This window comes from Bradyrhizobium genosp. SA-4 str. CB756 (genome assembly GCF_000473125.1).
In the GTDB taxonomy this organism is placed as follows: Bacteria; Pseudomonadota; Alphaproteobacteria; order Rhizobiales; family Xanthobacteraceae; genus Bradyrhizobium; species Bradyrhizobium arachidis.
The window spans coordinates 6,970,073-6,983,794 of sequence record NZ_KI421499.1 but is presented as its reverse complement, the minus strand read 5'-3'; the positions used below and the strand labels follow the sequence as shown (position 1 = coordinate 6,983,794).

General features: G+C 63.8%; 9 protein-coding genes. 5 read left to right on the top strand and 4 right to left on the bottom strand.

All coding sequences use genetic code 11. The annotated features are described in order from the left end of the window. Positions 1 to 82 precede the first annotated feature (82 nt). On the top strand, positions 83 to 712 hold the full coding sequence (locus tag BRAGE_RS0133460) for a glutathione S-transferase family protein (RefSeq protein WP_027561228.1): 630 nt from the start codon (positions 83 to 85) through the stop codon (positions 710 to 712). Positions 713 to 1,004: 292 nt separating this feature from the next. Here the strand turns inward: BRAGE_RS0133460 and metH are convergent, their stop codons facing one another. Further along, a complete protein-coding gene (gene metH, locus BRAGE_RS0133455; protein ID WP_027561227.1) occupies positions 1,005 to 4,856 on the bottom strand; it encodes a methionine synthase in 3,852 nt (1,283 codons plus the stop codon). A 6-nt stretch (positions 4,857 to 4,862) separates the two neighbouring features. Continuing rightward, positions 4,863 to 5,783 (bottom strand): methylenetetrahydrofolate reductase [NAD(P)H], encoded by a 921-nt coding sequence (gene metF, locus BRAGE_RS0133450; protein ID WP_027561226.1) that lies wholly within the window; start codon positions 5,781 to 5,783, stop codon positions 4,863 to 4,865. A 386-nt stretch (positions 5,784 to 6,169) separates the two neighbouring features. On the opposite strand from metF, the gene BRAGE_RS0133445 reads away from it, so the two are divergent. Next, positions 6,170 to 7,186: an LLM class flavin-dependent oxidoreductase gene (locus tag BRAGE_RS0133445; protein WP_027561225.1), complete on the top strand. Its 1,017-nt coding sequence runs from the start codon at positions 6,170 to 6,172 to the stop codon at positions 7,184 to 7,186. A 112-nt stretch (positions 7,187 to 7,298) separates the two neighbouring features. Here the strand turns inward: BRAGE_RS0133445 and BRAGE_RS0133440 are convergent, their stop codons facing one another. Together BRAGE_RS0133440 and BRAGE_RS0133435 are read right to left on the bottom strand one after the other, a co-directional pair. Then, on the bottom strand, positions 7,299 to 8,156 hold the full coding sequence (locus BRAGE_RS0133440) for a prephenate dehydratase (protein WP_027561224.1): 858 nt from the start codon (positions 8,154 to 8,156) through the stop codon (positions 7,299 to 7,301). A 21-nt stretch (positions 8,157 to 8,177) separates the two neighbouring features. After that, positions 8,178 to 8,918: a 3-deoxy-manno-octulosonate cytidylyltransferase gene (locus BRAGE_RS0133435; protein WP_027561223.1), complete on the bottom strand. Its 741-nt coding sequence runs from the start codon at positions 8,916 to 8,918 to the stop codon at positions 8,178 to 8,180. Positions 8,919 to 9,139: 221 nt separating this feature from the next. Here BRAGE_RS0133435 and BRAGE_RS0133430 point away from each other — a divergent pair, with 221 nt between their 5' ends. The 3 genes from BRAGE_RS0133430 (at position 9,140) to BRAGE_RS0133420 (ending at position 13,720) form a co-directional block, all read left to right on the top strand. After that, positions 9,140 to 9,697, top strand: coding sequence for a c-type cytochrome (locus BRAGE_RS0133430; protein ID WP_027561222.1), 558 nt, complete (start codon positions 9,140 to 9,142; stop codon positions 9,695 to 9,697). 211 nt (positions 9,698 to 9,908) lie between these two features. Continuing rightward, complete coding sequence (locus BRAGE_RS0133425) at positions 9,909 to 11,822, top strand: extracellular solute-binding protein (RefSeq protein WP_027561221.1); 1,914 nt, start codon at positions 9,909 to 9,911, stop codon at positions 11,820 to 11,822. A 14-nt stretch (positions 11,823 to 11,836) separates the two neighbouring features. After that, complete coding sequence (locus tag BRAGE_RS0133420; protein WP_027561220.1) at positions 11,837 to 13,720, top strand: extracellular solute-binding protein; 1,884 nt, start codon at positions 11,837 to 11,839, stop codon at positions 13,718 to 13,720. Positions 13,721 to 13,722 lie beyond the last annotated feature (2 nt).

The following is a 13,722-nucleotide window of genomic DNA, read 5'->3' as shown; positions in this document are numbered from 1 at the left end:
AAGATATTCCTTGCGCCGCGCTGATCTTCTCGCGGAGACTGGACGGCCCTGCCGTGTCCAACGATCGAGAAGAGCGAGAACCATGTTCCTGATCGGCCAATATGATTCCCCCTTCGTCCGCCGTGTCGCGATTGCGCTGAAGCTTTACGGACTCGCCTTCGAGCACAGGCCGTGGTCGACCTTCGGCGATGCCGACAAGATCGCGCCGTACAACCCGCTGCGCCGCGTGCCGACCCTGGTGCTCGACGACGGCGAGGCGCTGATCGAGAGCGCCATCATCCTCGATTATCTCGACGAGCTCGTCGGCGAGGCGAAGGCAATGCTGCCGCGCGGCGGCGCCGATCGGCGCAAGCATTTGCGCATCTGCGCGCTCGCCTGCGGCCTCGGCGACAAGGCGGTGAGCCTGCTCTACGAGCGCGTGCTGCGGAAGGAGCAGCTCGCGCTGTGGGTCGAGCGCTGCCAGGCGCAGATTTTCGACGTGCTCGGTGTGCTCGAGGCCGAGCGCGCGAGGGTGACGACGCCGTACTGGCTCGGGATGCGCATCGGCCACGCCGATATCGCGGTTGCCTGCGTCACCCGCTTCACTCGCGAGGCGCATCCGCAGTTGTTCGATGCCGCGCGCTATCCGGCGTTGTCTGCCCATGCCGAACGCTGCGAGGCGCTGGCGCCGTTCAAGGAGATCGTGCAGCCGCTGGCCCCACCAAAGGGGTGAGTCTCCTCTGTCATTCCGGGGCGCGCCACTTGGCGCGAGCCCGGAATCCATAGTGCAGCGCGTGATGCGGACAAATGGATTCCGGGCTCGCGCTACGCGCGCCCCGGAATGACGGCGATGGGTGAGGTGGAGAGGACCAGCCGGGCGCTGCAGCCGATCCTGTATTGATACAGCTGTTTTGCCCGACGAGGCAAGTTATTTTCGGTAAGGCCGAAATTACATCAAGCCTTTCAACCCATCGCTACTGTGCATGGGGTTGTTTTTCATTTTTGTATTTTGGAGCGGGGCGCGCCTACCCCGCGCCCGCCCGCTTCTTCTGCCAGACCAGATGCACCGCGCAGGTGCAGCCCGGCGGATGCGAGGCGAGGTCTTTCGACGTCTCGTCGTTCGCAGGCGTCGCAGCAAACGCCTTGTCCGCGTCCTGCTGCTGCGGGATGTAGTTCAGCACCGGCGCGAGCCAGCGCTCGGTCTCGGCGACCGTCATGCCCTTGCGTGCGGCGTAGTCCTCGACCTGGTCGCGCTCGATCTTGCCGACGCCGAAATAATAGCTCTCGGGGTTCGCGAAATAGAGCCCGGACACGCTCGAGCCCGGCCACATCGCATAGCTCTCGGTCAGCTTCACGCCGGCGGTCGCTTCCGCATCGAGCAGTTCGAACAGCGTCGCCTTCTCGGTATGATCGGGCTGCGCGGGATAGCCGGGCGCGGGGCGGATGCCCTGGTACTTCTCCAGGATCAGCTCGTCGTTGGAGAGCGCTTCGTCCGGGGCATAGGCCCAGAACTCGCGGCGCACGCGGGCATGCATGCGTTCGGCGAAAGCCTCCGCCAAGCGGTCGGCTAGCGCCTTGCACAGGATCGAGGAGTAGTCGTCGTTGGCCATCTTGAAACGGTCGGCGACCGCATCCTCGCCGATGCCGGCGGTGACAACGAAGCCGCCGACATAGTCGGGCACGCCGGCGGGCGCGATGAAGTCCGAGAGCGCCGCATTGAAACGACCCTCGCGCTTCTCGAGCTGCTGGCGCAGCGTGTGCAAAGTCGCGACCTGCCTGGTCCGGCTCTCATCGGCATAGAGCACGATGTCATCGCCTTGCGCGTTCGCCGGCCAGAAGCCGATCGTGGCACGGGCCCGGAACCATTTCTCCTTCACGATGGTATCGAGCATCTTGCGCGCATCGTCATAGAGCGAGCGCGCGACCTCGCCGACCTTGTCGTCCTTGAGGATCGCGGGGAAGCGTCCCGCGAGCTCCCAGGTCTGGAAGAACGGGGTCCAGTCGATATAGGGCACGAGCTCGGCGAGGTCGTATTCGTCAAAGCTCCTGGTGCCCAGGAAGGTCGGCTTCACCGGCTTGCTCTTGGCGAAATCGACCGGCACGCGGTTGGCGCGAGCGGCGCTGAGCTTCAGCCGCTTCTTGTCCGCCTGCGCGCGCAGATGCGCGTCCGAGATCTTTGCGTATTCGGCCCGCACCTCGGCAGCATAGGCCTCGCGCTTCTCGGGCGAGAGCAGCGAGGAGGCGACGCCGACGGCGCGGCTGGCGTCGTTGACATGGACGACCGGGCCGGCGCGATAGCTCGGGTCGATCTTCACCGCCGTGTGCACGCGGCTCGTCGTGGCGCCGCCGATCAGCAGCGGCAGCTTGAGGCCCTCGCGCTGCAATTCGCCGGCGAAGAACGCCATCTCGTCGAGCGAGGGCGTGATCAGGCCTGAGAGACCGACGATGTCGGCCTTCTCCGCCTTCACGGTCTCGACGATCTTGGCGGCCGGCACCATCACGCCGAGGTCGATGACTTCGAAGTTGTTGCACTGGAGCACGATGCCGACGATGTTCTTGCCGATGTCGTGGACGTCGCCCTTGACGGTCGCGAGCACGATCTTGCCGGCGGACGAGGAGCCCTCAGTGCCGATTCCGTTGGCCAGGTTGCGGGCCTTCTCCTCCTCCATGAACGGCATGAGATAGGCAACGGCCTGCTTCATGACGCGTGCGGACTTCACCACCTGCGGCAAGAACATCTTGCCGTCGCCGAAGAGGTCGCCGACGACGTTCATGCCGGCCATCAGCGGTCCCTCGATCACGTCGAGCGGGCGCGAGGAATTCTTGCGGGCTTCTTCGGTGTCCTGCTCGATGAACTCGGTGATCCCGTGGACCAGCGAATGCGACAGCCGCTTCTCCACCGGCCATTCACGCCAGGCGAGATCAGCTTCCTTGCTCTCGGTCTTCTTGCCGCGGAATTTCTCCGCGAGCGCCAGCAGGCGCTCGGAGGCGCCCGCGTCGCGATTGAGGACGACGTCCTCGCAGGTCTGGCGCAATTCGGGATCGATGTCGTCATAGACGATCATCTGCCCGGCATTGACGATGCCCATGTCCATGCCGGCCTTGATGGCGTGATACAGGAACACCGAGTGCATGGCCTCGCGCACCGGCTCGTTGCCGCGGAACGAGAAGGAGAGGTTGGACACGCCGCCCGAGATGTGCGCGCCGGGCAGGTTCTGCCGGATCCAGCGCGTCGCCTCGATGAAGTCGACGCCGTAATTGTTGTGCTCCTCGATGCCGGTCGCGATCGCGAAGATGTTCGGATCGAAGATGATGTCCTCGGGCGGGAAGCCGACCTTGTTCACGAGGATGTCGTAGGCGCGCTTGCAGATTTCGGTCTTGCGCGCGAAGGTGTCGGCCTGGCCGACCTCGTCGAACGCCATCACCACGACGGCGGCGCCATGGCGCCGCGCGATCTTCGCCTCGTGGATGAATTTCTCCTCGCCTTCCTTCATCGAGATCGAGTTGACGACCGGCTTGCCCTGCACGCATTTCAGGCCGGCTTCGATCACGGAGAATTTCGAGGAGTCGACCATAACGGGGACGCGGGCGATGTCGGGCTCGGCGGCGACGAGGTTGAGGAAGGTCACCATCGCGGCTTCGGAGTCGAGCAGGCCCTCGTCCATGTTGACGTCGATGATCTGAGCGCCGTTCTCGACCTGGTCGCGCGCGACCTGCAGCGCGGCGGTGTAGTCGCCATTGGTGATCAGCTTGCGGAAGCGGGCAGAGCCCGTGACGTTGGTGCGCTCGCCGACGTTCACGAACGGGATCGCATCCGTCAGCACGAACGGCTCGAGGCCGGAGAGGCGCAGCTTCGGTGCGATCTCCGGTACGACGCGCGGCTTGTGCGGGGCCACCGCAGCGGCGATTGCCGCGATGTGGTCCGGCGTGGTGCCGCAGCAGCCGCCGACGATGTTGACGAGGCCGTCGCGGGCGAACTCACCGACCAGGCGGGCCATATACTCAGGTGTCTCATCATACTGGCCGAACTCGTTGGGCAGGCCGGCATTCGGATAAGCACATACGAGAGTATCTGCGACGCGGCCGATGTCGGCGATATGCGCGCGAAGGTCTTCTGCGCCAAGGGCGCAGTTGAAGCCGATGGTGATGGGTTTGGCGTGCCGCACGGAATTCCAGAACGCTTCCGGCATCTGGCCCGAGAGCAGGCGGCCGGACTTGTCGGTGATGGTGCCCGACACCATCACGGGCATGTCGATGCCGAGCTCTTCGGTGATCTCGGCGATCGCATAGAGCGCCGCCTTGGCGTTGAGCGTGTCGAAGATGGTCTCGACCAGCAGGAGGTCGACGCCGCCGTCGAGCAGGCCGCGGATCTGCTCGCCATAGGATTTGCGCAAATCGTCGAAGGTGACGGCGCGGTAGCCGGGATTGGCGACGTCAGGCGAGATCGACGCGGTGCGGTTGGTCGGTCCGATGGCACCTGCAACGAAGCGCGGCTTGCCGTCCTCGGCTGCGACGCGGCGGGCGGCATTGCCGGCGAGGCGAGCACCTTCGCGCGCCATCTCGTAGACAATGTCGGTGAGGTCGTAATCGGCCTGCGCGATCGAGGTGGTGGAGAAGGTGTTGGTCGCGACGATGTCGGCCCCGGCACGCAAATAGGCGGCGTGGATGTCCTCGATCGCCTGCGGCTGGGTCAGGATCAACAGATCGTTGTTGCCGCGCAGGTCGCGATGGAAATTCTTGAAGCGCTCGCCGCGGAAGGCGGCCTCGTCGAGCTGCAGGTTCTGGATCATCGTGCCCATGGCGCCGTCGAGCACGAGGATGCGCTCGCGCGCGGCATTGATCAGGGCAGTTCGCTTGGCGGAAACGGGTACGGTCATTTTCTCTTACGCAGCCTTCTGGGCGCTCTTGGCGCGGATGCCGAGCAAATGGCTGATCGCGAACACGAGATCGGCGCGGTTCATGGTGTAGAAATGGAAGGTGTCGACGCCGTGCTTGGCGAGCTTCTGCACCTGGCCGGCGGCAACGGTTGCGGCGACCAGCTTGCGGGTCTCGGCGTCGTCATCGAGGCCTTCGAACTTCGCAGCGAACCAGTCCGGCACGGTGGTGCCGGCACGCGTCACGAAATTACGGGCCTGCTTGAAATTGTGCATGGGCATGATGCCCGGCACGATCGGAATGCTGATGCCGCGCGCACGCACGCGATCGAGATAGCGGAAGTAGAGGTCGTTATCGAAGAACACCTGGGTAATCGCGCGCGTCGCGCCGGCATCGACTTTTGCTTGAAGCGTGTCGATGTCGGCGTCGAAGTCGCGCGCCTCGGGATGCTTCTCCGGGTAGGCCGAGACGGACACTTCGATATCCGCATGCCGCTTCTTGATCCCCGCGACGAGCTCGGCCGAGCTCTGATAGCCGTCGGGATGGCTGGAGTAGGGCGTACCGATGCCGCCGGCGGGGTCGCCGCGGAGGCCAACGATGTGGCGGACGCCGACCTCGTGATAGCGGTCGACGATCTCGTCGATCTCGCCGCGCGAGGCGCCGACGCAGGTCAGATGCGCCGCCGGCAGCAGCGCGGTCTCTTTCAGGATGCGGGAGATGGTCGAATGGGTGCGCTCGCGGGTCGAGCCGCCCGCGCCATAGGTCACCGAGACGAATTTCGGGTCGAGCGGGGCGAGCCGGTTGATTGTCTCCCAGAGATTCCGCTCCATATCTTCCGTTTTGGGCGGAAAGAACTCGAACGAGATCGCAGGCCGCTTCAGGTGCCCGTCTTGCCCTTCGTTGCGGGCAGGAATCGTCAGGTCGGTCATAGCACCACTCACTCCAGATTTTGGCGGCCGGCGGTCGGGTCTAGATTGGGAGAGGGTAAGATAAGCCAAAGCGGTTGCACTCGACAGCCCATCGATGATGGGAAATGGCCCACTTTGCGGTCGAATATGTGGATTATCGCCGACTATGAGAAATGGAGTGGGAAATAGGATATTTGATAAGTAGTATATATATCAGTATATTAGTCTAGCAGAAGTAGCTGCGATAGCGGATTTCCGTGGGTGGGCAATATGACTCATGTGTTGCTAAGGCAAAATCTGTCCCACCGCTCTAGCTCGGCCCGCCGCCGGCGCTCGCGGCCGGCACACGCCAGACCTGCGCAGTCTGCCCATTGCTGCTGCGCCGGCCTCCATTACGTTACCGCGCCATGATCCCGCTCTCAGTCCTCGACCTCTCGGTCGTCACCACAGGCACAAAACCCGCCGCCGCGCTCCGCAACAGCATCGACCTGGCGCGCCATGTCGACAGGCTCGGCTATGTCCGCTATTGGCTCGCCGAGCATCACAACCTCGCTTCCGTCGCGAGCCCCGCGCCCGACGTGATGATCGGCCAGATCTCGGCGGTGACGAAGCACATCCGCGTCGGCTCCGGCGGCGTGATGCTGCCCAACCACGCGCCGCTGGTGGTGGCTGAGCGCTTCAAGATGCTGGAGGCGTTGTTTCCTGGCCGCATCGATCTTGGTCTTGGCCGCGCGCCCGGCACCGACGGCGCCACGGCCTATGCGCTGCGCAGCCGGCTCGACCGCCGCGAGGGCGACGATTTCCTGGAGCGGCTGCACGAGCTGATCCTGTGGGAGACCCGCGAATTCCCTTCGGGGCACCCTTACAACAACGTCGTTGCGATGCCTGACGATACGCCGCTGCCGCCGATCTGGCTGCTCGGCTCCAGCGATTATTCCTCGGAGCTCGCGGCCCAAGTCGGCATGGGCTTCGCCTTCGCTCATCATTTCGCATCCCATGATGCGATCGACGCGATGGTGCACTATCGCAACCATTTCCAGCCTTCGGCCTGGAGTGCGAGCCCGCGTGCGATCCTCGCCGTCGCTGTCATCGCGGCGGACACGGATGAAGAAGCGGAAAAGCTCGCCACCTCGTTCGATCTCAACCGTCTGCGCCGCGACCGCGGCCAATATTTGCCGTTGCCGAGCGTCGAGGAGGCGCTGGCTTATCCCTATACGGATGTCGAGCGCACCTCGATCCTCCGCAACCGTTCACGCCTGTTCGTCGGCAATCCGGCGACCGTGCAGAAGAAGCTTCAGCCGCTGATCGATGCCAGCAAGCCGGACGAGCTGATGGTGATCACGGCCGTGTACGATCACGAGGCGCGGAAGAGGTCGTATTCGCTGCTGGCCGAGGCGTTTGGGCTGGCGAAGCAGGCTGCGTAGATACTCACCGTCATTCCGGGGCGATGCGAAGCATCGAACCCGGAATCTCGAGGTTCTCAGGTGCGCAAGTGCGCACCATAGTTCACGCTTCGCGTGCCCCGGAACGACGACATCAATCCTGGGCCTCGCTGAACGTCGCGCGGAACGGGTGGCCGGGATAGACGCCGACGATGCGGAATTCGCGCGAGAAGAACTTCAGCTCCTCGATCGCAAACGCAAGGCCCTTGTCTTCGGGGTGGCCATCGACGTCGGCATAAAACTGCGTGGCGAAGAAATTGCCGTCGACCATGTAGCTCTCGAGCTTGGTCATGTTGACGCCGTTGGTGGCAAAGCCGCCGAGCGCCTTGTAGAGCGCGGCCGGCAGGTTGCGCACGCGAAACACAAAAGTCGTGACCAGTGGGCCCGAGCCCTGCGTGGCCCATTTCGGCTCGCGCGCCAGCACGACGAAGCGCGTCGTGTTGTGCGCCTCGTCCTCGATGTCATCGGCGAGGATGTCGAGGCCGTAGATCTGGGCGGCGAGGCGCGAGGCGATTGCGGCCACCGTCTTGTCGTTGCGCTCGGAGATGTCGCGGGCGCTACCGGCGGTGTCGGCGTGCACGATCGGTTTGATGCCGAGCTTGCGGATGATGCGCCGGCACTGGCCGAGCGCATGGACATGGCTCTCGACGCTCTTGATGTCCGACAGCTTGGTTCCCTTCACCGCCATCAATTGATGGCGGACCGGGAGAAACCATTCGCCGATGATGAACAGGCCGGAGGCCGGCAGGAGATGATGGATGTCGGCGACGCGGCCTGCGACCGAGTTCTCGATCGGGATCATGCCGAGATCGGCCTCGCCCGACGAAATCGCCGACAGCGCGTCTTCAAACGTGGCGCAGGGCATCGGCTCGGCGTCGGGATAGGCCTCGACGATGGCGATGTGGGAATTGGCTCCGGGCTCGCCCTGGAATGCGATCTTCATCTTGCTCATGCTCGGCCTTGTAGCAGCGGCTCAGGATTTGGAAAGGATGCTGCGCGCGGTTTCGAGATCGGGCGGCGTGTCCACCCCGCGAGGCACGGTGTCGACGATCATGATGTCGATGCGCATGCCGGCTTCCACCGCCCGGAGCTGCTCAAGGCTCTCTTGTTTTTCGAGCGGTGAGGGCGGTAACGACACGAACCGCTCCAGCGCGGCGCGGCGATAGGCATAAAGGCCGATGTGGTGGTATCGCGGTCCGTTGCCGTAGGGGGCGGTAGCGCGTGTGAAATAAAGTGCCCGCATCCGCCGCGGTCCGATCGGCGAGCCGATCGCCTTCACGACGCTCGGCGCGAGGTCCTCCTCCTCGGTGTGGATCTGCGAGGCCAGCGTCACGATGTCGACCGCCGGGTCGTCAAAAGGCGGCAGTACCTCGCGGATGGTCTGCGGCGTGATGGTCGGGAAATCGCCCTGGAGATTGATCACGATCTCGGCCTTGCAGTCCGGATCGAGCTTCTGCATGGCCTCGTGGATGCGGTCGGAGCCGGAGGGGTGCGTGGAGCGGGTCATCACGGCCTCGCCGCCATGGGCCGTCACGACGGATGCGATCTCGTCCGTATCGGTTGCGACCGCGACTCGGCCGATCCCGGCGGCCTCGGCGCGGCGCAGCACATGCACGATCATCGGCAGGCCCGCGATGTCGGCGAGCGGCTTGCCGGGCAGGCGGGTGGCGGCCATGCGGGCCGGGATCAGCACCAGGATGCGGGGATCGGTCATCTGTTCAAGGGCCTGGAAACGGGAGGTTTTCCGCGTCGAGAAATGGGGTGGGGACGGGCTGAAAGCCGGGTCGCTTATACGGGTTGCCAGACCCCGGGCAAACCGATATCTCAATGGCAAAACTCGGGGAAACAATAAGGAACGCTTTTGATTCTCCCGAGGCTCGTCCTGGCGGCCGCCCGGCCGCTATTTCCTTACTGCGGTGTGGGGCCTGGCCGGAAATGGACTCTTTCGAACTCAATAAAATTCTCGGTGCCGTGCTCGGCACCTGTCTCATCCTGCTGGTGACGAGCTTCACCGCCCAGGCACTGTTCTCGCCCAAGATGCCGGAAAAGCCGGGCTTCGAGATCGCGGTCAAGGAAGATGCCGGCCACGGCGGCAAGGAAGGTGGCGCGGCCGCCGCATCGTCCGAACCGATCGAAAAGCTGCTCCAGACCGCCTCCGTCGAGAAGGGCGCTGCGGCCGCCAAGAAGTGCGGCGCCTGCCACACCTTCGAGAAGGGCGGCCCGAATCGCGTCGGTCCGAACCTCTACGGCGTCGTCGGCGAAGCCAGGGGTGAGGGCCGCAACGGCTTCAACTTCTCGGCTGCCATGAAGGCCAAGGGCGGCACCTGGACCTTCGACGACCTCAACAAGTTCATTGCCAGCCCGAAGGGCTTCATCCCGGGCACCGCGATGGGCTTCGCTGGTATCCCCAAGGATTCCGAGCGCGCCGACGTCATCGCCTATCTGAACTCGCTGTCGGAGCATCCGCAGCCGCTGCCGACGGCGTCGAAATAAGGCGTCAAAAACCAGACTTGGAACAAACGGCCAGGCTGAAAAGCCTGGCCGTTTCTGTATCCGGGCCTCGCGATGACGTTATCGGGGCGTTTGGCCGCATCCGAGAGGCCGTCCGGTCTTCCAACATGAGGAAAAAGCAACATATTCCGTCGAAACCTCGCCTATATTGGGACCTTAAAGGACTAGCCTCCTTCAAGACAGGACTATTGATTTGGCCATTACCCGACGCGATCTCCTGCTCACCGGCGCCGCTGCTGCCGCGCTCCCCGTTCTCGGCTCGGTCGCCGGCATTCCCGTCGTCGGCGCGGCCGAGGCGCAATCGGCAGGTGAGCTACCTTCAAATGGGGCTTGGCGCCACGCGCTGTCGCTGTTCGGAAAGGTCAAGTACCCCGCCGACTTCAAACGTTTCGACTATGTCAATCCGGAAGCGCCCAAAGGCGGCGTCGCGCGCCAGATTGCCGTCGGCACATTCGACAATTTCAACATCGTCGTCTCTGGGGTGAAGGGGCAGGTCGCTGGGGCCGTCGCGTTCATCTATGAATCGCTTCTGACGCCCGCGCTCGACGAGGTCTCGACCGAATACGGCGCGCTGGCTGAGGCCGTGAGCCATCCCGACGATTTCTCCTTCGTCACCTACCGGCTGCGGCCGGAGGCCAAATGGCACGACGGCAAGCCGGTCACCGCGGATGACGTGATCTTCTCGCTCGATTCCTTCAAGAAGCATCACCCGATGTACTCGGCCTATTACAGCCATGTGGTGAAAGCGGAGAAGGTCGGCGAGCGCGAAGTGAAGTTCGTGTTCGACGCGCCGGGCAACCGCGAGCTGCCGCAGATCGTCGGGCAGCTCACGGTGTTGCCGAAGCATTGGTGGGAGGGCACCGACGCGCAGGGCCGCAAGCGCGACGTCTCCGCGACCACGCTGGAAGTGCCGCTCGGCTCCGGCCCCTACAAGATCAAGGAATTTGTTGCCGGTCGCTCGATCGCGCTGGAGCGCGTCAAGGATTATTGGGGGCGCGACCTTGCCGCCAATGTCGGCCGAAACAATTTCGATGAGCTGCGCTACGAGTATTTCCGCGACGCCACCGTCGCGATCGAAGCGTTCAAGGCCGATCAGGTCGATTGGCGCACCGAGAACAGCGCAAAGAACTGGGCAACCGCCTACGACTTCCCGGCCGTCACCGAAAAACGCGTGATCCTGGAGGAATTCGCCAATCGCAGCTCGGGCGTCATGCAGGCCTTCGTGCCGAACCTACGTCGCGCCAAGTTCAGCGATCCCCGCGTGCGTCGTGCGCTCAACTACGCCTTCGACTTCGAGGAGATGAACAAGCAGATCTTCTACGGTCAGTACAAGCGTATCACCAGCTATTTCGACGGCATCGACGAGCTGATGGCGACCGGCTTGCCGCAAGGAAAGGAGCTCGAGATTCTCGAGACCGTTCGCGCCGAAGTCCCGCCGGAAGTGTTCACGACGGCCTATACAAATCCCGTCGGCGGCAGTCCGGAAGCCGTGCGCGATAATCTCCGCGAAGCGCTGCGCCTGTTCAAGGAGGCCGGCTACGAGGTGCGCGACCGCAAGCTGATCGACGTCAAGACCGGCGCCCAGTTCAGCTTGGAATTGCTGAATTCGGATCCGAGCTTCGAGCGGATCACGCTGTTCTACAAGCCGTCGCTGGAACGGCTCGGCATTGCCGTCAGCGTGCGAACGGTCGATCCGACCCAATACGAGAACAGGACGCGCGATTGGGATTTCGATGTCGTCACCAATTCTTGGGGCGAGTCGCAGTCGCCAGGCAACGAGCAGCGCGAGTTCTGGTCGTCCAAGACGGCCGACATCGCCGGGTCCCGCAACATCGCCGGCATCAAGAATCCGGCCGTGGACAAGCTGATCGAGCGGCTGATCTACGCCAGGGATCGCGACGATCTCGTCGCGGCAACCAAGGCGCTCGACCGCGTGCTGCTGTGGAATCACTACGTCGTGCCGCAGTGGACCTATACGAAGATACGCACCGCGCGATGGGACCGCTTCGGCCGGCCCTCGGAATTGCCCAGATACGGCCAATCCGGCTTCCCGTTCATCTGGTGGTACGACGCAGACAAGGCGGCGCGGATCGCAAAGAAATCGTGAAGGACGTTTCCCGCATGAGGCAGATGTCACGCCGCCACGTGCTGGCCCTGGGTGTCGGCACCTTGGGTGCATCCCTGGTCGGACCGCTGGCGCGCGGCGCGGCGGCGTCGGAAGGGTCGGCCGAGGCCCATGGCATCTCCGCCTTCGGCGATCTCAAATATCCCGCCGACTTCCCCCATTTCGATTATGTGAATCTGGACGCGCCGAAGGGCGGCACGTTCTCGCTCATCCCGTCGGTCCGCGCCTACAACCAGTCCTTCCAGACCTTCAACTCGCTCAACGCCTACATCCTGAAGGGCGACGGCGCGCAAGGCATGGACATGACCTTCGCGCCGCTGATGGTGCGCGCCAACGACGAGCCGGACGCGATGTACGGGCTGGCCGCCAAATCCGTGCAGATATCACAGGACAAGCTCACCTATCGCTTCACGATGCGGCCCGAGGCGAAATTCCACGACGGCAGCAGGCTCACCGCGCACGATGCGGCGTTTTCGTTGACGGCGCTGAAGACCAAGGGACATCCGCTGATCACCGTGCAGATGCGCGACATGGTCAGCGCGGAAGCTCTCGACGATGCGACGCTCGTCGTCACCTTCGCCAAGGGACGCGCGCGCGACGTGCCGCTCTATGTCGCTGGTCTGCCGATCTTCTCGAAGGCGTATTACGCGGCGCGAGCCTTCGATGAATCGACGCTGGATATTCCGCTCGGCTCGGGCCCGTACAAGGTCGGCCGGTTCGAGGTCAATCGCTACATCGAATTCGAGCGGGTCAAGGACTGGTGGGCCGCCGATCTGCCGGTTTGCCGCGGCAGCTACAATTTCGACGTCGTGCGCTACGAATTCTACCGCGACCGCGATGTCGCCTTCGAGGGTTTCACCGGCAAGAGCTATCTCTATCGCGAGGAGTTCACCGCCCGCATCTGGGCGACGCGGTATGATTTTCCGGCGGTGAAGGACGGCCGCGTCAAGATGGAGGTCGTGCCCGACGACACGCCATCCGGCGCGCAGGGCTGGTTCATCAACACGCGGCGCGACAAGTTCAAGGACCCGCGCGTGCGCGAGGCTCTGATCAATGCGTTCGACTTCGAGTGGACCAACAAGACCATCATGTACGGTGCCTATGCCCGTACCGTGTCGCCGTTCCAGAATTCGGATCTCATGGCCGGCGATGGACCGCCTTCGGCGGAAGAACTGAAGCTGCTGGAGCCGTTCCGCGGCAAGGTCCCCGACGAGGTGTTTGCTGCGCCATTCACGCCGCCGGTCACGGACGGCTCCGGGCAGGACCGCAGCCTGCTCCGCAAGGCGCAGCAATTGCTGAACGAGGCTGGCGTGCCGATCAAGGATGGCAAGCGGGTGCTGCCGAACGGCGAGCCGTTCAAGATCGAGTTCCTGCTGGACGAGCCGTCGTTCCAGCCGCACCATGCGCCGTACCTCAAGAATCTCGCGACGCTCGGCATCGAGGCCAGCGTGCGTCTCGTCGATGCGGTGCAATTCAAGGCGCGCCAGGAGGATTTCGATTTCGATATGTCGATCCAGCGCTTCAGCATGTCGGCGACGCCCGGCGATGCCATGCGCGCGTTCTTCTCCTCGCAGGTCGCGAACACCAGGGGATCATACAATCTCGCAGGCGTCGCCAGCCCTGCGATCGACGCCATGGTCGAGAAGATCATGGCCGCCGACAACCGCGAGGAGTTGACCATCGCCTGCCGCGCCTTCGATCGTCTGTTCCGGGCCGGCCGCTATTGGGTGCCGCAATGGTACAACAAGACGCACCGGCTGGCTTACTGGGACCAGTTCGGTCATCCGCAGAAGCTGCCGCGTTACGCCAATGGCGTCGGCGCCCCCGACATCTGGTGGCATGACGGCGGCAAGGCGGCCAAGCTCGATCAGGCGAAATAGTC